The organism is Mucilaginibacter sp. P19, from assembly GCF_050632265.1.
GTDB lineage: Bacteria > Bacteroidota > Bacteroidia > Sphingobacteriales > Sphingobacteriaceae > Mucilaginibacter > Mucilaginibacter gossypii.
Genome location: NZ_CP192586.1, coordinates 6,021,936 through 6,041,910, shown reverse-complemented (window position 1 = coordinate 6,041,910; position 19,975 = coordinate 6,021,936). Strand labels below are relative to the sequence as shown.

Sequence of the window (19,975 nt, the reverse complement as noted above, 5' to 3'; positions counted from 1 at the left end):
GAATATCTATATTGAAATACAAGTTTAATTAAAATTCGATTAAAAATAAAATATTTTTGTTGAAATATTTGCAAGAAATAGATAGTCCTATTAAATTTGTATCAAGCAAAAGGGAAATGCTTAATGTTCTTTAAAGTAAAAACAATGTTGGGTGGTGAAATTTTTGGCAGACACACCTCCTTGTCCCGGTGGCGGAGATCATGGAAAACCCGAAGCGGGCTAACCACTCTGTGAAGGTTCGAATCCTTCCCCAACAGCAAGTTTAAGTACAAAGTCAGAAGTCTTAAGTCAAAAGACTTAGAACTTCAGACTAACGACTTAAGACTTACAACACTGTAGGATGGTGAAATTTTTGGCAGACACACCTCCTTGTCGCGGTGGCGGAGAAATTGGGAAACTTTTAGCGATAAAAATAACCACTCCGTGAAGGTTCGACTCCTTCTCCTACAGCTCTTCTCATAATTTAGGTTTATAATTGGTTAGTAAAGGCCCCTGCCCATCAGGGGCTTTGCTGTTTTTACAGCTTTTTTATTTTGCATTCTCCAAAATATTGTAATCAGCCTAAGCCAATTCGCATAACATCATCCGGATAGCTTCACGGGCACCTGCCGAAAAAAGCAGGAAAGGAAATAACCTTTCTATATATGACCGGACGCAGCAAAAACCGTCAAAATCACAGTAAAAAATAATGTGTCATTTTTACACATTGCATATTGTTTCGTAAAGATTTAGTTATAAATTTGGTAGGCACCAATTTATTGCAATCGATTGTGGTATATTGCTGCCTTGAGTCCTGAAACCGATCCGAACACCAATTAACCCAATCTGCAATTAAGTCGATATGAAAAAAATCGTCCTGATGGTTCTTGTGGCATTCAGCTGCATTTACTTATCCTGTAACAAAACACGCCCCAATAAACCGCGCGTGCTTATCTTTTCAAAAACAATGGGCTTTCACCATGCATCCATCGATGCAGGTATAGCCGCTATCAAAAAGCTTGGCGCCGAAAATGGCTTTGAGGTAGACACTACAAAAAACTCGGCAATGTTTAACGAGGATACCCTCAAAAAGTATTCAACTGTTATTTTCTTAAGCACTACTGCCGATGTACTTGATTACAGGCAGGAAGCAGCCTTTGAACGTTATATTCAGGCGGGAGGCGGTTATGTAGGCATTCATGCTGCCGCCGATACAGAATATGACTGGGGGTGGTATGGTCGCCTGGTTGGCGCCTGGTTTTATGACCACCCGGGTATCCATGATAAAAACCCGAATGTACAGCCCGGCACTTATAATATAGTTGATGCCAACAACGATGCAACTAAAGATCTGCCTAAAGTATGGAAACGCACCGATGAGTTTTATAGTTTCCGCAAGCCATTGGCCACAGATGTACATGTACTCATTACCCTTGATGAAAACAGTTACAAAGGAGGGAAGCGTATGGGTAACCACCCTGCCACCTGGTATCATGATTTTGACGGGGGCCGTGCATTTTATACAGCCATGGGCCATACCGACGAAAGTTATAAAGAAACAGGCTACCTGAAAATGCTGCTTGCCGGTATTAAATATGCCATAGGCGAAAATAAGGAATTGGATTACAGCAAGGCTAAAACCCAACTGCCACCCGATGAGGATCGCTTTAAAAAGACACAATTATCAACCGGCGAATTTTTTGAGCCTACCGAAATGACCATATTGCCGAACCTGGATATTATGGTGATCCAGCGCCGCGGCGAGATCATGCTGTACAAACACGATACCCAGAAGGTGAAACAGGTTGGTTTTTTTGATGTGTATTGGAAAGCACATGTGCCCAATGTAAATGCCGAAGAAGGGATGCTTGGACTGGCTAAAGACCCTGAGTTTGAAAAAAACAACTGGATTTATATTTATTATAGTCCTGCCGATAGTTCGGTAAACCGCCTTTCGAGGTTTACGTTTAAAAACGATACCCTGGATAAAAAAACGGAGAAGGTTATTTTGGAGGTGAAAGCCCAGCGTGATATCTGCTGCCACACAGGTGGCTCGATAGCATTCGGTCCGGGGCCTGATAAAACCCTGTTCTTCTCGGCCGGAGATAACTCAACTCCGTTTGACGAAAAAGGACAAAAGTACGTAAGCAGCGGTTATGCACCGCTTGATGACAGGCCGGGTCACCTGCAGTTTGATGCCCGCCGCTCGGCTGGTAATACCAATGACCTTCGCGGTAAAATTATGCGTATCAACCTTAAAGATGACGGCACATATGAAATCCCCGAAGGCAACCTGTTCCCGAAAGGTACGCCAAAAACCCGCCCGGAGATTTATGTAATGGGCGACAGGAACCCATACCGGATTTCGGTAGATCAGAAAAACGGCTACCTGTACTGGGGCGAAGTGGGTCCGGATGCGCACAATGACAGCCTTGACAACCGTGGCCCCATGGGATACGACGAGGTTAACCAGGCTAAAAAAGCGGGTAACTTTGGCTGGCCATATTTTGTAGGCGATAACAAACCGTACCACCTTTATGATTATGCCACAGGCAAATCGGGCCCGGCGTTTGATCCTAAGCACCCGGTTAATAACTCGCGTAATAACACAGGTTTAACCGATCTGCCGCCGGCGCAACCTGCATTTATCTGGTATCCTTATGGCCCATCGGCAGATTTTCCGCAGGTTGGTACCGGCGGTCGTAACGCTATGGCTGGTCCGGTTTATTATACAGATATGTTCCCGGAAGAAACCCGCCTGCCTGATTATTACAACGGCAAGTTTTTAGCATACGATTGGATGCGCGGATGGATAAAGGCCATCACGCTAACTCCTGAAGGTGATTTTGATAAGATGGAACCTTTCTTCCCTAAATTGAAGGTAAACTCCATGATTGATATGGAAGTTGGCCCAGATGGCAGGCTTTATGGTTTGGAGTACGGCAGCGGTTGGTTTTCACATAACCCGGATGCTGGCCTGTTCCGTATTGACTATATTTCAGGCAACCGTCCTCCCGAAATTTCATCTTTCAAAGCTGATAAAACATCTGGCGTACTGCCTTTTACTGTTAAGTTGACTGCCAAAGCCGCTGATCCGGAAAAAGATAATATTTCTTACACCTGGAACCTGGGTAATGGTGTAACTAAAGAAACAACCACCCCATCGCTTAGCTATACTTACACAACAGTTGGCGATTACAAAATTACTGTTGAAGCAAAAGACGATAAAGGTGCAGCAAGTAAAAGCGCGCCGGTTAGTGTTTACGCAGGTAACGAGCAACCAACTGTTAGCATCAATATCAGTGGTGGTAATAAATCGTTCTACCTGCCTGGCGTGCCGTTCAAATATGCGGTTAACGTAACCGATGGACCTGACACCAAAGCGATAGATCCAAAACGTATTTATGTTGGGCTTGATTATATTGAGGGTTTCGACAAGGCGCAATCAGCGGCACAGCACGAGCAAGGCGAACCCGAAAACCGCGGTAAAACACTCATGTTAACTATGGATTGCAAAAGCTGCCATAAGGAAGACGGTAAATCAATAGGCCCGTCATTTGTTCAGGTTGCGGCCAGATACAAAAAAGATCCTAATGCCATGGCCAAACTCACCCAAAAGGTAATTAAAGGTGGTGCCGGTGTTTGGGGTGAAACAGCTATGTCTGCCCATCCAAACATTAAGCAGGGCGACCTTGATCAGATCATTAACTGGGTACTTTCGCTCGATAACAGCAATCAAAAACCTTCTTTAGCTGCATCTGGCACTATTATGCCTGCTCCGCCTGAAAAACAGCAGTCGGCAGCCTTAGTATTATCGGCCAAATACACTGATGATGGCGGTAACGATATTAAGAAATTAACAGGTAGCAGCATTGTATCGTTAAACAGCAGTACTTACCAGTTTAAAGGCACCGAAAAATTCAACGGGTTTACCGCCTTTAAATACAATGGCATTAACCTGATGATCTATCCGGCTACCGACGGTTGGTTTGCATTGGAGAATATCGATTTAACAGGCGTACGCTCCATTAACCTAACCAATTTCTGGCAAGCACCACCTACTGCTCCGCTTAATTTTGAATTAAGGATCGATTCGGAAACAGGAACCCTTGCAGGTAAAGGAAGTATGCCTGTGCCTGCTAAGGATGCTAAAGGCGGCGCTGTTCACCTGGTACTTACGCCGGTAACTGACGGTAAAATGCATAAGCTGTTCTTCATATACAAACCGGCAAGTAAAGCCGCTATGACAGCAGGGGTAACATCAGTTGTGTTTAGTGCGAAGTAGGGGCAAGAGCCCTAAACCACCCGTCATAGCAATTACGCGGGGGGAGATAAAAACAAACGGCCCGGCAGGTTAATCTGCCGGGCCGTTTTACATTCCCAAAGTTCGTGTCCCCACGAACTCTCTATAATCTTTAAAAAATCTTAAAGCCCACACTTAGTGCCCAAAGGTTTTGGCGTTTAGCAAAACTGTCGCTCACTTTGGTTAAGCCGCCTTCGTAACGCAAATCGGCAGTGATTGAACCTATATCAACACCGGCCCCGGCCTGGAAACCAATATTGCTTTTGTTAAAATCATTGAATGCATTACCTACGTTATTACTTACGCTGGTGCTTTGATCAAGCGTGTAAGTATAAATAGGCCCTGCCATAATGCGGAAGTTCAGATCTTTTTGGCCAAATGACTTACCTACCAATAATGGCACATTCAGGTTAGTGAACCTTACCTTGCCACTAAATGCGGTATTATTATCATTTGATTCAAATTTACCGCCGGTGCCGCTCAGGTAAAGCTCTGGCTGTAAGTAAACGCCGTTGCCTACGCGGGCAAATAAACCAGCCTGGTAGCCGGTCAGGTTTTTGTCGTTAAAATTATCGGAGCCAATTTTTGAAAAATTGACACCCCCTTTTACGCCTAAAGAAAATTGTGCTTTTGCACTGATGCTTACAGCTATCAGCAATACTGCACTTAATAGATACTTTTTCATGATTTTAGATGTTAAATGTAAAGCCATAAACGCACGTTATCCTTTAAATTGTATACGGCCCTACGCTATTAATTTACTTTGGTTATAACCCGGCCCATATTTGAGCCGTATTACGTATTATCAATACACGAGCCAAACAATTAGCAGTAGCAACTTGGTATTTTTTATATTTTTGCTGAAAATAAATTGAACATGGCTGAAATCAGTATTACCAACAAGGATTGGGAACGCGTAAAAATTAAGATTCAACGTAAATACAACCACCTTACAGACGAGCAGTTAAAATACAGTGAAGGACAGGAAGAAAGCTTGATTACCAAACTGATGGACCTGGTAAACCGCGATCGCAAATATGTGGTTTTTACCCTAAAAAAGGCCCTGGTGAATATTGATACCAACCGACTGTAAAATAGACACTGCGGTTATACAAACTGGATAGCTTTTTTGTATTTTTATTTTTTTCGAGGATAAATGATGAAACAGGGTTTAGTGTTCAAAAAAGAATACAAAAGAGCAGGCTTATTTGCAGGTATTGCCTTGCTGGCCGCGGGTATAGTGGGTTTTAATGACGACCTGTTCCAGATCTCTAAGAACCTTGATGTTTTTGCCTCTGTTTATAAAGAGGTTAATATCAATTATGTTGATGATATCAATTCGGCCAAGCTGGTAAAAACCGGTGTTGATGCCATGCTCGATGGCCTTGACCCTTATACCGAGTTTGTGCCCGAATCGGAAATTGAAGATTATAAGCTGCATTACGTAAGTACCCAGTATGGCGGCATTGGCGCCAGTATTTTTTGCGTAACGGTAAAGTATTTGTATCGGAAGTGTTTGCGGGCTTCCCAGCCCAAAAAGGAGATGTACACCCCGGCGATCAGCTCCTGAAGATAAACGATGTTGACCTTAACGGCAAGAATAATGACCAGGTGAGCCAACTGCTGAAAGGCTCAAAGGGTGCGGCCATAAAATTGTTCATCAAACGGGATAATACACCTCAGCCATTTGAAAAGAACCTGGTTCGTGACGAGATCAAACAGCCCAATGTATCGTACTTTGGCATGGTTGATGGCAACATGGGGTACATTAAACTGGATAAGTTTCTTGAAAATTCGGCTGCCGAAGTTACCAATGCCCTCGTGGAGCTAAAAAAGAAAAATCCCAGCGGTATCATTCTTGATCTTCGCTCAAACGGCGGCGGTATATTACAGGAAGCTGTAAAAATAGTGAACCTTTTTGTGCAGAAAGATGTGGAAATTGTATCTCAAAAAGGGAAGATAAAGGAAAAGAACTTTACTTACAGCACCATCAGCGCACCGCTCGAACCCGATTTGCCTTTGGTGGTATTGGTAAACAGCCATTCGGCATCGGCAAGTGAAATTGTTGCCGGCGCCCTGCAGGACCTCGACCGCGCGGTGATCATCGGGCAGCGCAGTTATGGCAAAGGCCTGGTACAGCAAACTTTCAATTTACCATACAATAGCCTGGTAAAAATTACCATTGCCAAATACTACGTGCCTTCGGGCCGTTGTATTCAGGAGCTGGATTATACCCACCGTAAGGATGATGGCAGTGTGGTAAAAGTGGCCGATTCGCTGATCCATGAATTTAAAACAAAGAACGGCCGTTCTGTTTATGACGGCAGCGGCATTTACCCAGACCTCTTTATTAAACAGGAAAAATTTGCCAATGTTACCCAGGCATTGGTGGGCAAACTGCTGATATTTGATTATGCCACAGTTTACCACGATAAGCACGCTAAAATTGCCGATGCCCGTTCGTTTACGCTATCTGACGGTGAATACAATGACTTTATAAAATACCTGGCCGATAAAAACTATAGCTACACCACCGCATCCGAAAAATTATTAACCACTTTAAAAGTTGAAGCCACGAAGGATAAACAGTTCAACGATATCCAGGCCGAGTATGAAGGTTTGAAAACCAAACTTATTGCCAGCAAAAAGAACGATCTTGTTCAACATAAAGACGAAATAAAGCAAGTACTTGAAAACGAAATAGCGTCGCGCTATTACTACGAAAAAGGCCGTTACGAAACCAACTTTAAATACGATAAAGAACTTGCGCAGAGCGTAAAAACCATGCAAGACAAAGCCCAGCTGGCATCAATATTAAAAGGCGAAGGCAGCTATAAAGTTATCGGAAAACCTGTATTGGCCATGGCAGCTAAAAAAGCAGCCGATAAAGATGACGACGACGAATAGGTTGAACACCAGTCTGTTTCAATTCAAAACACACATTGTATCCAATTAGTTACCCCTTGCAATAGGTAAGGGAGTTAAACTTTTATGGCCTGTTATTGTCATATACTTACAAACAAACAATAACACCAAATGAAAAAGATAATTTTAACAGCTGCTATATTATTAAGCAGCTTAACCGTAAAAATAGCCAGCGCGCAAATAAGCTTAAATATCAACATAGGCAGCCAACCTGCCTGGGGCCCCGTAGGTTATGACCATGTAGATTATTATTACCTGCCCGATATTGATTCTTATTACGATATCAATGCCCACCAGTATGTTTATTTTGATAATAATGTTTGGGTTCATGGGGCTATGTTGCCGCCACGTTTTGGTAACTATGATGTATATCGCAGCTACAAGGTAGTAGTTAATGAGCGCACCCCTTGGATTAGGAACGATGTTTACAAACGTAAATATGCTTCATACAAAGGCCGTCATGATCAGGTTGTAATTCGTGATAGCCACGATGAAAAATACCGTAACCATTGGGTTGAACGTAAAACCGTGCGCAGGGTTGACGTAAAACAAAAATCAAATGGTAATAAACGCGGACATGATGGTCATGACAATCACGGCAATGACCACCGCGATTAAGTTTTTGTATTGTTATAATTTTGATTGTTTTTATGAAGGACTGTCCCCCAAAAAGGACAGCCCTTTTTCTTGCAATTCCCCTTATATCTTCCCTTAGGGGCATAGTTGGTCTTCGGCACAAAAGTTGCCCGTTTATGTCACATTTGGGTTAACTTTTATAGTTTGTTTACTTAGGTTTAGCTATAAACAAACATTATATTCGTTACTTAGTTAACCGATTTATTGTTAACCGATTTAAATCAAATTACACCATGAAATACCGAATATCCATTTTGGCACTGCTTGTAGTAGCAGTATTAGGCCAAAGCTGTGTAAGCAGCAAAAAGTACAAAGAACTGGATGCTAATTACACCCAATTACAAAACAGTACCAAAGACCTAAGCATTAAGTACCAAACCAGCGAACAGGCCCTTGCCGTAGCACGTAGCCGTAACAAAAGCCTTGAAGAGCAAATTGAGCAGCAAAAAACAAATGTAACCGCTTTGCAGGATGCTTTGAACAAATGTTTAAACTCAAGCAGTCAGGGCAATGTGAACATATCAAAGCTGGTTGATGAGATCAATGCTTCAAACCGCTACATACAACAACTGGTTAACGCTAAAAACAAAAGCGATTCGCTTAACATGGTGTTGACCAACAATCTTACCCGCTCATTAACTCCGCAGGAAACCCAGGATGTTGATGTAAAGGTTTTGAAAGGAGTTGTGTACATTTCATTATCTGATAACATGTTGTATAAATCGGGCAGTTATGAAATATCTGATAAGGCAGGTGCTACTTTAAGCAAGATAGCCAAGATCATTATGGACTATAGCAATTATGACGTGCTGATTGAAGGTAACACAGATAATGTCCCTATTTCGCAGAAAAATATCCGTAACAACTGGGATTTAAGTGCTTTACGTGCCTCATCAGTAGTGCAGGCCCTGCAAACCACTTACCAGGTTGATCCTAAACGTTTAACTGCCGGTGGCCGCGGTGAGTATAATCCTATCGCGGATAACTCAACCCCGAGTGGTAAAGCACAAAACAGGCGTACTCAAATTATCATAACACCAAAATTGGATCAGTTTATGGACCTGATAGGCAAAGCACCGGCCGATCAGCCCGCGCCGCCTAAACAATAATTGTAGTTTAGCTATCAATATTTCAAGCCACCCGGTTAGGGTGGCTTTTTTTATGCAGCTATTTTCGTATGTTTTTGCAGACAGTATTGCAAAGGCTAAAACAGGGTTACGGGAATCCCGGAAAGCTTTTATTTTCCATATAATTATTAACCGAATGATAACAAAACACAGTTTTTTTAATTTGGAATATTGCTCATTTAATTAAGACGGAAAATAACCAGCATTTGCTGTGTTACAATTAATTGAGCTTGCTTCATTACACTAAGGTTACCATTACAATGGCATTTGTTTTGAATAAATGGGGCAACAGATATTAAGACAGGTTAAACCACGGGCTTTAACTATAGTCATATAAATATAACTTATTACACGCGTTATGAAAAAGATGATTTTATCGGCAGTTATTTTGTTAAGCTGCTTCTCTGCAAAAATAGCTTCTGCACAGGTTAGTATTGGTTTAGGGATCAACATAGGCAGTCAGCCCGATTGGGGGCCTGTAGGCTATGATCATGTTGACTATTATTATATGCCTGATATTGATGCTTACTATGATGTGCCAACCCATAATTATGTTTACTATGAAAACAATGTATGGGTACACCGCAGGTATTTACCTGTAAGGTATCGTAACTACAATGTTTACAATGGCTACAAGGTTGTAATAAATGATCGTAACCCATGGATGCGCAATGCATACTACAGGGATCATTATTCCGGCTATCGCGGCCGTCATGATCAGGTGATTATCCGTAACAGTCGTGATGTAAGATATGCCAATCACTGGCGCGGCGGCGACCGCGGATGGCATGGAGGTAACCCAAACAGAGGCGGATGGCACGGTGGCGGTGATCATGGTCATGGTGGCGGTCACGGTGGTGACGGCGGACATGGTCACGGCGGTGGTCACGGACATCACTAATAAACATTATTATTTAACAAATAGGCTTCCCGAAAAGGAGGCCTATTTTGTTTCCAGGGCGTATCTATAAGTTCATTGAGGCTCAGTTTAAGGCATATTTACCTTCCAGCCTTCAAATGGTTTAACCGTAGCACAAATGGGACTGCCGTCTTTTGTTGTTCCCGGAAAGCTCGTTATAAGGAATGCAGTTGGATGATGGCTAAGCTGGGTTATCATGTCCCAGGTTACTCCGGAAAGTGGAATTTTAACCCTGCGGCTCCAGCCTCCCACCTGGCCTGCATATTCACCCACGTCGATATAAAGGAATTGACTTGCGGGCTTTCCCTGTACAAACGGCCCCGAAAATCGGGGTTCATTAATCTTCTGCGGATCGCTTTTTAATTGAATCGTCAGATTAAATTGGATATCCAGCCCATCGGATCGTTGTGTCTGAATGGTTTCATATCCGGTTCCGCTACCCTTTTGAATTCCGAAATCTACCCCCTCCGGAGGATTTTGAAGGCGAATACAAAGTTGAATATCCATATACAATTATAATACAAACCAATCTTCAAAAGTTTTATCCGGAGTATTTTCTTTTAAGCTGAGGCACTACCTAACGTTCAGGATGTAATAAGCGTTTTACTTTTGCTTATGTTTGTATTTTATCAAATTGAATACTGATGTATACGCTTTCGGAAGAAAACTATTTAAAAGCTATTTATCGCCTTGCATTACAAGGAAAGGATTTTAAAATAACGCCCACCGCCATTGCCGAATCACTCAGCAATAACCCAGCCTCGGTGGTAGATATGATCCGTAAGCTTACCGAAAAACAATTGATAGAATATGATAAAAAGAATGGTGTAAGGTTAACCCAGCAGGGCTTAAAGGATGCTACATTAATTGTACGCCGCCATCGACTCTGGGAAGTTTTTTTACTGGAGAAATTGGGTTATCACTGGGATGAGATCCATGATATTGCCGAAGAACTGGAACACATTAACGATGCCACCCTTGCCGACAGGCTGGATAAATTCCTGGGCTTTCCCGAATATGACCCGCATGGCGACCCTATACCAAAGGCGAACGGTAAAGTGCCCAAATCCTATTCTGTAAGCCTTTCTGAGCTTAAACCTGGTTCCCAAAGCCATGTTGCCGCTGTGCGCGATACCAGCAGTTCATTTTTGCAATACCTTCAACGGCTGAACATAGGTATAGGAACAAAAATTCAGTTGATTGAAAAAATCCCATACGACAGTTCGCTGGTGATAAAAATTGAAAACCGCGGGGACACCACGGTTTCGCAAAAGTTTGGCGAGAATATATTAGTAGATTAAGCTTAAAGCAGAAAGCCGAAGGCTTAAAGCTTTGGAGAAAAATAGCAGAATGCTTAAAGCTAATCTGTAAGTTAAAAAGCTTTTAGCTTTCTGCCTTCGGCTTTCAGCTCAAACTAAGGTTTCCCCGTTACTCTTGATGATTCGGCAAGTTCACCGTCAACGTCTACATCAAAGTAGAGGCGGTAGATCTCCCATTCATTTTTGGGTTTGTAAAACATAAACGTCATGCGGGCCGGTTGGCCTTCGTGTTTAAGCAGATAGCTGTACAGTACCAGGCTGTTTGAAGCCTTGCGTTGCATGATCAGGTCCTTGCCGAGATATTTGCCTATTACACTTCGCATAGAATCTATTTTGACAATAATCCCGGTAAGCCGGGTTGAATCCATCTGCTTGTTGCTTTTAAAAATATCAATCACTGCGCGGGCTGTGCCTTGCTTGTCGTATTCTTTAAAAAACTTATCAATAAAGGTTTGTACCCCGGTTACCGAAGCCGCGGCCGAAGTTGCGGTGGCAGCGGTCGCCTGGGTTTGTGCCAAGGCAACATTGCCGGTGAATACCAGCGCCGATACAATAAAAAATAAGGGTTTAAATGCTTTAAAGTAGGTGTATCGCATGTTCAAAAATGTTAATTTTTAAAAGTAGGCATTTTTTACAAATCCCCCAATAATAGCTATTAAGATGATTGAAATGTGGCAAAGCGGGCAGCTAAAATAAAGTTTCAAAAAATAAAGAGCCCGGTATTCTCATATCGGGCTCTTTACATATTTTATATTAAAACGATTACTTGGTAACGTACATTACTTCTTTAACCGCTTTGATCACCCTTTCAGGGTTTGGCAGGTATTCCTGGATCAAAGTTGGAGCGTAAGGAAGCGGAACGTCACCGCCCATGATACGCAGGATAGGAGCGTCAAGGTAATCAAACGCGTCTTTTTGTACTTTGAAAGCAACCTCGGTAGCAATTGAACCTAACGGCCAGCTTTCTTCAATAATTACCAAACGGTTTGTTTTCTTTACCGATTCGATAACTGTAGCATAATCGATAGGGCGTACAGTACGCAGGTCGATCACTTCAGCGTGGATACCTTCTTTTTCAAGTTCGGCAGCAGCAGCGATAACCACTTTCATGATCTTGCCAAAGCCAACTAAAGTAACGTCAGCACCTTCTTTAACAACTTTTGCTTTACCCAATGGGATATAGTAAGTTTCTTCAGGCACTTCACCTTTATCGCCATACATTAATTCCGACTCCATAAAAATAACCGGATCGGGATCAAGGATAGCTGATTTTAATAAACCTTTAGCATCGTATGGGTTTGATGGTACAACCACTTTTAAGCCAGGGCAGTTGGCATACCAGTTTTCAAAGCACTGGCTGTGCTGTGAGCTAAGCATACCTGCATTACCGGTAGGGCCGCGGAAAACGATTGGAACTGAAAACTGGCCACCGCTCATTGACATCATTTTGGCAGCGCCATTGATGATCTGGTCGATAGCTACCAGTGAAAAGTTGAAAGTCATGAACTCGATGATAGGGCGTAAGCCATTCATTGCCGAGCCGATGCCGATACCGGCGAAACCCAATTCAGAGATGGGCGTATCTATAACACGCTTTGCGCCAAATCTCGTCCAGCATTCCCTGGCTTACCTTGTACGCGCCGTTATATTCGGCAACCTCTTCACCCATCAGGTATATATTCTCGTCGCTGCGCATTTCTTCGACCATGGCCTCTCTTAGCGCTTCTCTGAATTGTATTTCTCTCATTATAGTAAAATGATGTTTTTTTGCGAACGCAAATATAAACACTAATGTGTTAAATGCAATTAACCGTGGTATTGGTTTGATTTTTAATACATATATTTTACATTTAAAATCGAAAAAAACTGATAGTGTCCATTTAATTCAAAAATTAACAATGGCTTATTCTAAAAATGGCAATCAAATAACGTTTTCCGAGGATAATAGCATCGATTTTGAATATCCAATCGAGGAAATTTTTGAAGTTGACGGTATTTTAGTTGTTACATTGAAAATACCCAACAATGTTCGTGATCGTCGTAATGTTTTTGCCTTTAGCAGAACCGGCGATTTTTTATGGCAGATAAAAGATGTACCGCTCTATCACAACGGCGATTTCTGCCCCTTTATAGGAGCACTTGTCAATAAGCAAAACGAATTTGTATTATTTAACTGGTGCGATACCGCTGTTATCATAGATCCGCAAACCGGTAATGTTATCAGAACATATCAAACAAAGTAGCTTTGTTTATATCTTGATCCGGATATTGATTTTATCCAATAGCCCCGTAAGCCATACCATTACAAAAGCAAATACAATACACTTGATTAAGCCGCCGGTGCCCTGGCTCAGGTATTCGGGGTAGCCTATCCTGCTCATTTCATATATTGGATAAAACAGGAAGGGCACTATGTAACAGGTAAAAGTGTTGGTGCCGGCGGGCTCTATCACCTTAAACCAGTTGTATTTATTTTTAACATCAACCAGGAAAATAAAGAAAGCATACACCACCAAACTAATGCCGGTACAAATGAGCACCCATGAAGGGGTATCGCGCTCTTTGGAAATGCCGCCACTGAAATAGCGCACTATAAAGCCCAGGTTAAACAGGATGATAGCAATCAGGATCATGGCCACCCAAAGCATCTTCATTTCGTTATTGGCCTTGAGGCGCATGTACAATACGGAAATAAATACCCCTGCCATGGTGAACGACTGCATAGCGCCGTTGCCGGCTATCCAGATATAGCCCTGCAGCTTGTCGATAAAATCAAGAAAGCCGAAGTGCACATCCAGGTTAAAGAAAATGAAGAACATCCAGGCCGCCAGCTGTACCCATAAATGCCCGTCGGAATAGTAATAGATAAGCGCGCAAAGCATGTATGACCAGCCTATCAGGCCTAAAATACCCCACCAGGTAAAGTGAAGCCAGGTATGTCCGGGGTCGCTGGTACGATAGAGGGCTGCCATGCCTGCAAGTAACAATATACCGAAGCCCTGCAACATATAGCGTTTAGTTGGTGACGTGTCCTTGCCGTAATCTAAAAAAATGAAGAAGAAACTGAATGTAACCAGGCTTTCCCAAACGGGTTTGGGTAACAGGGTGGTAGCTTCATTATAGGTTTCCATGTTGGCATGAAAAAAACCTATAAAAATGAGCGCGAACGAGCGGCTCACTATTCGTGATAGTAGCTTGAAATTGTCGCCCTGCTTTAACCTGTTTTGAAAAGCAAAGGGAATTGAAAGCCCGACTATAAATAAAAACGCGGGAAAAATAGTATCGGCCAAACCCAGCGCATCAACATTTGAGCCCGCGTGTTTAAGCCATGTTGGGGTATTCGGAATGCCATCCAGGTCATTCACAAATATCATGAGGAACATTGTTACAGCGCGGAATGCATCTATTGAACGTATGCGGCTAAGAAAATTATTCATTCAGTCATGTAAATGCAACAAGCAGCGTAAATGTTTTAATTTAACGGTAATTAAATTGAAACATTACTATTACAAGGCTTTTTTAATCTCTGTCGCGGCTTAGCTTGCTGAATAAAAGTGGATTTTCATTAAGTTCCAGCCCTTCCTTGCGGTTCTTTACAATGTGGATAGCTGTAAACAGCGCTTCGCGGAAGGAGATCTCAGAAGCCTGGTTTTTTCCTGCTATATCATACGCAGTTCCATGATCGGGCGAAGTGCGTACAAAGCTTAACCCGGCTGTAAAATTAACACCCGTTTCAAAGGCAATTTGTTTAAAAGGGATCAGGCCCTGGTCGTGGTACATGGCCAGTACGGCATCAAACTGCAGGTAAGTGCCGTTGGCAAAAAAGCCATCGGCCGAGTACGGGCCAAATGCCAGGATATTGTTTGAACGGGCTTCTTCAATAGCGGGTATGATGATATCTTTTTCTTCGCTGCCGATAAGGCCGTTATCGCCGGCATGCGGGTTAAGCCCCAATACCGCAATTTTTGGCTTGCGCACCCAGAAATCATTTTGCAAGCTTGTGTTCATTAGCTTCAACTTGGCCAATATTTTTTCGGCGGTAATACTTTCGGCAATTTTTGATACCGGGATATGACCTGTAACCACGCCAACACGTAAAGTATCGCTTACTAAAAACATCAGCGATTCGGCAGCACCATCGTATTGCTGTAAATATTCGGTATGGCCGGGAAAGTGGAATTTATCGTTCTGTATATTATCCTTGTTAATAGGAGCCGTTACAAGGGCATCTATATAACCTTCCTTCAGGTCATAAACAGCACGCTCCAATGATTTAAAAGCGTACTTGCCTCCTGCTTCCGTAACCTGCCCTATATCAATCTTCACGTCCTCTTCCCAACAGTTGATCATGTTGGGTTTGCGGAAATGCGTTTGCGAAGGATCATTGATCACCAAAAAATTGAGCTCATTAACCTGGGTTGCGCGACGGTGGAACGAAGCCACCTTGGTATGCCCGTAAACAATAGGCGTACAATAATCATAAATCTTACTATCGGCCAAAGTTTTAATAATTATCTCTAAACCGATGCCGTTTACATCGCCAATGCTGATCCCAATTTTTAATTTATCGCTCATTATTTTTTATGATTTCACCGAGTTTTATGATTTCACCGATTTTTTTAAGCGGTGATTTCAATATTTTAACAGTGATGATTATTAATGGTTTATAAAGCTAAACGACCTTTTGCCTTTTGCCTTTCGCCTTTAACCTTCAACTTAGGCAAACCTTTTGCCTTTAACTTTTCGCCTTTAACCTATCTTTACACCTGCAAATAAAAGATTTTAAGCTTATAGTTCCTGATAAAAGCACAAATATGATTTAATTTGCTCAAATATTTGATTAATAATGACATTGGTAAGGGCAAAAAAACATTTAGGGCAACATTTTCTTACTGATAAAAACATAGCAGCAAAGATAGTGGACAGCCTGAAACCCGAAGGGCGTTTCGGCCATGTGCTTGAGGTGGGGCCGGGCATGGGTGTACTGTCTGATTTTCTGCTGCAAAAAAGCGAGTACGAAACATCACTCATTGATATTGATACCGAATCGTACGATTTTCTGAAAAAAATACCCGCAATTAGGTACCCGCCTTATCAATGCCGATTTTCTGGAGCTTGATTTTAAAAGCATTTTTCCCGAAAACTTTGCCATTATCGGTAATTTTCCCTATAACATCTCATCGCAAATACTTTTTAAGGTGCTTGACAACCGCCAGCAGGTGGTTGAGGTAGTGGGCATGTTCCAGAAAGAGGTTGCTGAACGTTGTGCCGCCAAACCAGGCAGCAAGGAATATGGTATACTCAGCGTGTTTTTACAAGCCTACTATAAAGTGGAATACCTGTTTACGGTGAAGGCCGGTGTATTTAATCCTCCGCCCAAGGTGCTTTCGGCAGTGATCAGGCTTACACGCAACGATAAACAAACACTTGATTGCGACGAGAAGCTATTTTGGCAGATAGTAAAAGCGGGTTTTAATCAGCGCCGCAAAACCCTGCGCAACGCCATATCGTCACTCATCAATAAAGAAAAACTGACTGATGAACCTGTCCTCGATCTGCGTGCGGAAAGATTGAGCGTAGAGGATTTTGTAAAACTTACTAACGCGGTTTCAGCGAGCAGGTAGGTAATCAACGTTCTGCGCCCTCTAAATCTCCCCCAAAAAGGGAAGACTTACAATGACGTCTCCATATTTTTAATCCGCTACTAAACCTGCAACTGCCGCTAAAAAATCAATGCTTATTCCCAAATCCAAACTCTCTGTATGAATTTGGTACGTCATCGGTATTGCTGAAGGCAAAGGTGAAAGTAGTACTCCAATTCTCATAGTCGGCTTTTTTATCCTGCGATGGTTCAACATGGGTTGAACTGACCATATATACCCCCTCCCGGCTCAGTTTAAAAAATACCAGGCCATTGCTGTCGCTCAATAATTTTTGCGGAACGATGGTGCCGTTCAAAGTACGCACATATTGCATCACCACAGCATCCTTCATGGGTTTGCCTCTAAAAAGCACCTGAGCGGTAACATCATCGCCATAGCTTGATTTATAGGGATTTTGTTGTATTACAATTTCATATTCCTCACCCAGGGGTTTATCAAAGTCCTTACCGTTAGCTTTATCAACAGAAATAAGGGTTTTGCTTGACTGGTGATACTTTTCAACAAAGTATTGCTGACTGCTGGCCCGGGCTTCTTCGGCCATTTTATCGAGGCCTTCACTTTCAAGTGCTCTGATAAATTTATTCCTTTCCGATTCTGTTTCATCATCCCTTACCAGTTCAAAAAGTGCAAGACCGGAGTTTTGCAGCTCATAGACAAGCAGACTGCTATCGGCAGAGTTACTGACTTTTGAAAGGTCCGTTTTCTTTGAGCCTTCATACAGCATAAATTTAGTTGCCTTTGCTGTGGCAAGTTTAAATTCATTTTCGGGTTTAAACTCGTTGCCGCTCAACAAATGCAGGTTAAGCTTATCGCCTTTGTGAACGTAAAAATTATGTGGCAATAAGAAAAAATCCTGCGAACTGGCCGCAAAGCCTATCATGAGCAGTAATATAATGATGAAAATAGAGGTGCGCTTCATAGTTTTTGGATAGTATCACCAAACATACAAAGTTTTAAAAACTTCAGTAGTTTTACGTTATGATTTTTGACAGGAAAAACCTCGATAATGATACTTTGCTGGAATTTTATAAAAAAATGCTGTTTCCGCGCATGGTTGAAGAGAAGATGCTGATCCTGCTGAGGCAGGGCCGCATTGGCAAATGGTTTTCGGGTATTGGCCAGGAAGCCATAGCAGTTGGCAGCGCCCTTGCTATGAATGCCGACGAATATATTTTGCCTATGCACCGCAACCTCGGTGTTTTTACATCGAGAAATATCCCCTTGTCGCGGTTAATGGCGCAATGGCAGGGCAAACCCTCGGGCTTTACTAAAGGGCGCGACCGCTCCTTCCACTTCGGTACCCAGGAGTATAAGATCATTGGGATGATATCCCATCTCGGTCCGCAGCTTGCCCTGGCCGATGGCATTGCCTTAGCGGATGTATTATCGGGTAAAAGAAAATCAACCCTTGTTTTTACAGGCGAGGGTGCCACCAGTGAAGGGGACTTTCACGAAGCACTTAACATAGCCTCTGTTTGGAAACTGCCGGTAATATTTCTGATCGAAAATAATGGCTATGCCCTTTCAACCCCAACCAACGAACAATATAATTGCCGCGAACTGGTTGATAAAGCCGTAGGCTACGGTATTGAAGGCCGCCGTATTGACGGCAATAACCTGCTTGAAGTTTATAACACCATAACCTCACTTAATAAAGCTATTCGTGAAAATCCGCGCCCTGTTTTGCTGGAATGTATGACCTTCAGGATGCGTGGCCATGAGGAAGCATCAGGCACCAAATATGTTCCCACTAATTTATTTGAGTGGTGGGCAGGAAAGGACCCGGTTACAAACTTTGAAAAGTACCTGATTACCGAAGGGGTTTTGTTTAAAGACATGATCACTATTGTCCGTAAGGAGTTCGCCGCCCTTATTGAAACCGAAATTGAAAAGGCTTATGCCGAAACAGATATTATACCGGATGTGGCCACCGAAGTGCAGGATATGTACAAGCCTTACAGCTTTCCTGCTGTACAGCCAAAATCATCGCCGGTTACCAGTAAGCGCTATATAGATGCCATTAGCGACGGGCTTAAACAAGCTATGCGCAAACACCCCAACCTGGTGATCATGGGGCAGGACATTGCCGAATACGGCGGCGCATTTAAAATTACCCAGGGCTTTGTTGAGGAGTTTGGTAAGGCCCGTGTACGTAACACCCCCATTTGCGAATCAGCAATTGTTGGTGCAGGCATGGGACTTGCGCTTAACGGCTACAAAGCTGTGGTTGAAATGCAATTTGCAGATTTTGTTACCTGCGGCTTTAACCAGGTTATTAACAACCTGGCCAAAACGCATTATCGCTGGGGGCAGGGGGTTGATGTAGTAATACGGATGCCCGCGGGTGCAGGTACCGGGGCAGGCCCCTTCCACTCGCAAAGCAATGAAGCCTGGTTTACCAAAACTCCCGGCTTAAAAGTGGTTTACCCGGCTTTTCCGGCAGATGCCAAGGGACTACTGCTTGCCGCTATTGACGATCCTAACCCGGTAATTTATTTTGAACACAAATACCTGTACCGCAGTATCAGCGCCGATGTGCCTGATAATGATGTAATGATAGAGATAGGCAACGCTAATGTGATTAAGCAAGGCGAAAAGGCCACTATAATTACATTTGGCCTTGGTGTACACTGGGCATTGGAGTATGCAGACAAACATCCCGATCAATCCGTAGAGATCATCGATCTGCGCAGTCTGCAGCCCTGGGATCAGGAAGCGGTGGAAACCAGCGTTAAGAAAACAGGCCGGGTGCTGATTTTGCATGAAGATACGCTTACCAATGGTTTCGGCGCCGAAATTGCAGCCCATTTGGCCGAACATTGCTTTAAATATCTTGATGCTCCTGTAATGCGTTGTGGTAGCCTCGATACGGCTATCCCCATGAATAAAGCCTTGGAAGATCAGTTTTTGGCCAAGGCGCGATTGGAAGAAAGCATGGAAAGGCTGCTGGCTTATTAGGCAGGGCCCCCGAGCTATACTTCTATTCCTTTAGGTTTCATGTCGCGCTGGGCAGCACCATTAAATATTTCGTTAACTCTTGATCTTAACTGATTATTGGCGATCAATTAGGGTATAATAAAAGACTATACTGCTTATCTAATTGC

Annotated in this window: 16 protein-coding genes, 1 tRNA gene and 2 pseudogenes; 12 read left to right on the top strand and 7 right to left on the bottom strand. The window is 42.9% G+C overall.

The features are described 5' to 3' along the window. Positions 1-145 precede the first annotated feature (145 nt). Together ACQ86K_RS29670 and ACQ86K_RS29665 are read left to right on the top strand one after the other, a co-directional pair. A tRNA-Asp gene (locus ACQ86K_RS29670) sits at positions 146-257 on the top strand. Positions 258-841: 584 nt separating this feature from the next. Then, positions 842-4,264: a ThuA domain-containing protein gene (locus ACQ86K_RS29665; protein WP_091167274.1), complete on the top strand. Its 3,423-nt coding sequence runs from the start codon at positions 842-844 to the stop codon at positions 4,262-4,264. Between the two features lie 130 nt (positions 4,265-4,394). Here the strand turns inward: ACQ86K_RS29665 and ACQ86K_RS29660 are convergent, their stop codons facing one another. Then, positions 4,395-4,967: a porin family protein gene (locus tag ACQ86K_RS29660; RefSeq protein WP_091167635.1), complete on the bottom strand. Its 573-nt coding sequence runs from the start codon at positions 4,965-4,967 to the stop codon at positions 4,395-4,397. 192 nt (positions 4,968-5,159) lie between these two features. Here ACQ86K_RS29660 and ACQ86K_RS29655 point away from each other — a divergent pair, with 192 nt between their 5' ends. The 6 genes from ACQ86K_RS29655 (at position 5,160) to ACQ86K_RS29630 (ending at position 9,871) form a co-directional block, all read left to right on the top strand. Further along, a complete protein-coding gene (locus ACQ86K_RS29655; RefSeq protein WP_090532134.1) occupies positions 5,160-5,375 on the top strand; it encodes a hypothetical protein in 216 nt (71 codons plus the stop codon). A 63-nt stretch (positions 5,376-5,438) separates the two neighbouring features. After that, on the top strand, positions 5,439-5,852 hold the full coding sequence (locus ACQ86K_RS29650) for a hypothetical protein (protein ID WP_431199279.1): 414 nt from the start codon (positions 5,439-5,441) through the stop codon (positions 5,850-5,852). After that, complete coding sequence (locus ACQ86K_RS29645; RefSeq protein WP_431199278.1) at positions 5,765-7,189, top strand: S41 family peptidase; 1,425 nt, start codon at positions 5,765-5,767, stop codon at positions 7,187-7,189. Before ACQ86K_RS29650 ends, ACQ86K_RS29645 begins: the two co-directional genes overlap by 88 nt. 129 nt (positions 7,190-7,318) lie before the next feature. After that, complete coding sequence (locus tag ACQ86K_RS29640; protein WP_091167280.1) at positions 7,319-7,825, top strand: hypothetical protein; 507 nt, start codon at positions 7,319-7,321, stop codon at positions 7,823-7,825. A gap of 251 nt (positions 7,826-8,076) precedes the next feature. After that, the gene (locus ACQ86K_RS29635) at positions 8,077-8,952 is read left to right on the top strand and encodes an OmpA/MotB family protein (protein WP_091167282.1); all 876 of its coding nucleotides are present in this window, start codon (positions 8,077-8,079) and stop codon (positions 8,950-8,952) included. 376 nt (positions 8,953-9,328) lie between these two features. Continuing rightward, a complete protein-coding gene (locus tag ACQ86K_RS29630) occupies positions 9,329-9,871 on the top strand; it encodes a hypothetical protein (protein WP_091167284.1) in 543 nt (180 codons plus the stop codon). An 87-nt stretch (positions 9,872-9,958) separates the two neighbouring features. Here ACQ86K_RS29630 and ACQ86K_RS29625 read toward each other — a convergent pair whose 3' ends face one another. Next, complete coding sequence (locus ACQ86K_RS29625; RefSeq protein WP_091167286.1) at positions 9,959-10,396, bottom strand: DUF5990 family protein; 438 nt, start codon at positions 10,394-10,396, stop codon at positions 9,959-9,961. A gap of 137 nt (positions 10,397-10,533) precedes the next feature. Between ACQ86K_RS29625 and ACQ86K_RS29620 the strand changes: the two genes are divergently transcribed. Continuing rightward, complete coding sequence (locus ACQ86K_RS29620; protein ID WP_091167289.1) at positions 10,534-11,190, top strand: metal-dependent transcriptional regulator; 657 nt, start codon at positions 10,534-10,536, stop codon at positions 11,188-11,190. A 113-nt stretch (positions 11,191-11,303) separates the two neighbouring features. Here the strand turns inward: ACQ86K_RS29620 and ACQ86K_RS29615 are convergent, their stop codons facing one another. Both ACQ86K_RS29615 and ACQ86K_RS29610 read right to left on the bottom strand, forming a co-directional pair. Further along, complete coding sequence (locus ACQ86K_RS29615; RefSeq protein ID WP_091167292.1) at positions 11,304-11,804, bottom strand: hypothetical protein; 501 nt, start codon at positions 11,802-11,804, stop codon at positions 11,304-11,306. Between the two features lie 166 nt (positions 11,805-11,970). Next, positions 11,971-12,955, bottom strand: a pseudogene (locus ACQ86K_RS29610) (pyruvate dehydrogenase complex E1 component subunit beta). A gap of 46 nt (positions 12,956-13,001) precedes the next feature. Between ACQ86K_RS29610 and ACQ86K_RS29605 the strand changes: the two are divergent. After that, entirely contained in the window at positions 13,002-13,451 is a 450-nt protein-coding gene (locus tag ACQ86K_RS29605; RefSeq protein WP_431199277.1) for a hypothetical protein, read from the top strand. 6 nt (positions 13,452-13,457) lie between these two features. Here ACQ86K_RS29605 and ACQ86K_RS29600 read toward each other — a convergent pair whose 3' ends face one another. Together ACQ86K_RS29600 and pdxA are read right to left on the bottom strand one after the other, a co-directional pair. Continuing rightward, a complete protein-coding gene (locus ACQ86K_RS29600; protein WP_091167298.1) occupies positions 13,458-14,645 on the bottom strand; it encodes a DUF5009 domain-containing protein in 1,188 nt (395 codons plus the stop codon). A gap of 82 nt (positions 14,646-14,727) precedes the next feature. Next, on the bottom strand, positions 14,728-15,783 hold the full coding sequence (gene pdxA / locus ACQ86K_RS29595; RefSeq protein ID WP_091167301.1) for a 4-hydroxythreonine-4-phosphate dehydrogenase PdxA: 1,056 nt from the start codon (positions 15,781-15,783) through the stop codon (positions 14,728-14,730). Positions 15,784-16,054: 271 nt separating this feature from the next. Between pdxA and rsmA the strand changes: the two are divergent. After that, positions 16,055-16,832: pseudogene (gene rsmA, locus ACQ86K_RS29590) on the top strand (16S rRNA (adenine(1518)-N(6)/adenine(1519)-N(6))-dimethyltransferase RsmA). 106 nt (positions 16,833-16,938) lie between these two features. Here the strand turns inward: rsmA and ACQ86K_RS29585 are convergent. After that, positions 16,939-17,790: a DUF4198 domain-containing protein gene (locus ACQ86K_RS29585; RefSeq protein ID WP_090532114.1), complete on the bottom strand. Its 852-nt coding sequence runs from the start codon at positions 17,788-17,790 to the stop codon at positions 16,939-16,941. A 59-nt stretch (positions 17,791-17,849) separates the two neighbouring features. Here ACQ86K_RS29585 and ACQ86K_RS29580 point away from each other — a divergent pair, with 59 nt between their 5' ends. Further along, complete coding sequence (locus tag ACQ86K_RS29580) at positions 17,850-19,829, top strand: alpha-ketoacid dehydrogenase subunit alpha/beta (RefSeq protein WP_091167307.1); 1,980 nt, start codon at positions 17,850-17,852, stop codon at positions 19,827-19,829. Positions 19,830-19,975: the final 146 nt, after the last annotated feature.

Coding starts and splice junctions, on each gene's coding strand:
- ACQ86K_RS29665 (WP_091167274.1), top strand. CDS start 842: ATGAAAAAAATCGTCCTGATGGTTCTTGTGGCATTCAGCTGCATTTAC.
- ACQ86K_RS29660 (WP_091167635.1), bottom strand. CDS start 4,967: ATGAAAAAGTATCTATTAAGTGCAGTATTGCTGATAGCTGTAAGCATC.
- ACQ86K_RS29655 (WP_090532134.1), top strand. CDS start 5,160: ATGGCTGAAATCAGTATTACCAACAAGGATTGGGAACGCGTAAAAATT.
- ACQ86K_RS29650 (WP_431199279.1), top strand. CDS start 5,439: ATGATGAAACAGGGTTTAGTGTTCAAAAAAGAATACAAAAGAGCAGGC.
- ACQ86K_RS29640 (WP_091167280.1), top strand. CDS start 7,319: ATGAAAAAGATAATTTTAACAGCTGCTATATTATTAAGCAGCTTAACC.
- ACQ86K_RS29635 (WP_091167282.1), top strand. CDS start 8,077: ATGAAATACCGAATATCCATTTTGGCACTGCTTGTAGTAGCAGTATTA.
- ACQ86K_RS29630 (WP_091167284.1), top strand. CDS start 9,329: ATGAAAAAGATGATTTTATCGGCAGTTATTTTGTTAAGCTGCTTCTCT.
- ACQ86K_RS29625 (WP_091167286.1), bottom strand. CDS start 10,396: ATGGATATTCAACTTTGTATTCGCCTTCAAAATCCTCCGGAGGGGGTA.
- ACQ86K_RS29620 (WP_091167289.1), top strand. CDS start 10,534: ATGTATACGCTTTCGGAAGAAAACTATTTAAAAGCTATTTATCGCCTT.
- ACQ86K_RS29615 (WP_091167292.1), bottom strand. CDS start 11,804: ATGCGATACACCTACTTTAAAGCATTTAAACCCTTATTTTTTATTGTA.
- ACQ86K_RS29600 (WP_091167298.1), bottom strand. CDS start 14,645: ATGAATAATTTTCTTAGCCGCATACGTTCAATAGATGCATTCCGCGCT.
- pdxA (WP_091167301.1), bottom strand. CDS start 15,783: ATGAGCGATAAATTAAAAATTGGGATCAGCATTGGCGATGTAAACGGC.
- ACQ86K_RS29585 (WP_090532114.1), bottom strand. CDS start 17,790: ATGAAGCGCACCTCTATTTTCATCATTATATTACTGCTCATGATAGGC.
- ACQ86K_RS29580 (WP_091167307.1), top strand. CDS start 17,850: ATGATTTTTGACAGGAAAAACCTCGATAATGATACTTTGCTGGAATTT.